We start from the raw sequence: 949 nt of genomic DNA on the forward strand, positions 1-949 counted from the left end.
AAATAAACAATTATGGTTTTTTGTTACCATTTTTATCAAGTCAATTTTATTAATAATAGTTATTAAAAAATCACAAAATTAGAATAACCACTTGAAAATATATCCATATAGGTATATTAATAATCATGAGTAAAATAAAACGTATCATATGGCTTGGTTCTTCACTCAAAGATATAAAAAGTCTTCCTGATCTTATTCAACAAAGGATTGGTTATGCTCTTTATCTTGCTCAGATAGGAGATAGAGGAGAAAATGTTAAGGTTCTCAAGGGGTTTGGATCTGCCAATGTTCTAGAAATTATTGAACGCGATATTCAAGGAACTTATCGCGCTGTTTATACGATACAATATAAAAAATCTCTTTATGTGTTGCATTGTTTTCAGAAAAAATCGACCCGTGGCATTGCAACACCAAAACCAGACATTAATCTGATTAAAGAACGTCTCAAGTTAGCAGAACAATTAGAAGGGAATTAAAATGATCAATGTTTTTCACGGTAGTTCCAATGTTTATGCGGATCTTGGCTTTTCAGATTCCAGAGAGATGCTTATCAAAGCGCAACTTGCTCATAAGATTAGTCAAATTCTGAAAGAAAAGAACTTAACACAAAAACAGGCTAGTCAACTTTTAAAAATGACTCAACCAAAACTGTCTAAACTCTTAAGTGGAGAATTTCGAGGAATTAGTGAAATGAAAATGCTTGAGTGTTTGGCAAAATTGGGAAACGATATAAAGATTATTGTTAATCCGAAAGAAGTTAAAACGCTTGAAGGACATTTTGAAGTTGTTTTTTCTTCTTAAACTTCTTTATGATTAGCTTTTTTGGATCTATTCATGCATGGCAATCTTATATAAAAAATAGTCAAATGAATCACGTATAAAAGTGTGGATTCTTAAGTGGATTCTTATAAAATAATTACAAACAAACTATTGACTTTATTGTATTTTT

2 protein-coding genes are annotated in these 949 nt (G+C 30.1%); both read left to right on the top strand.

The window, feature by feature from the left end:
* Window positions 1-125: 125 nt before the first annotated feature.
* A complete protein-coding gene (locus tag ACFINI_RS10005; RefSeq protein ID WP_041581387.1) occupies window positions 126-476 on the top strand; it encodes a type II toxin-antitoxin system RelE/ParE family toxin in 351 nt (116 codons plus the stop codon).
* Between the two features lies 1 nt (window position 477).
* Window positions 478-801: a helix-turn-helix domain-containing protein gene (locus tag ACFINI_RS10010; RefSeq protein WP_015856199.1), complete on the top strand. Its 324-nt coding sequence runs from the start codon at window positions 478-480 to the stop codon at window positions 799-801.
* Window positions 802-949 lie beyond the last annotated feature (148 nt).

This window comes from Bartonella sp. AA56HLJMS (assembly GCF_042197145.1).
In the GTDB taxonomy this organism is placed as follows: Bacteria; Pseudomonadota; Alphaproteobacteria; order Rhizobiales; family Rhizobiaceae; genus Bartonella.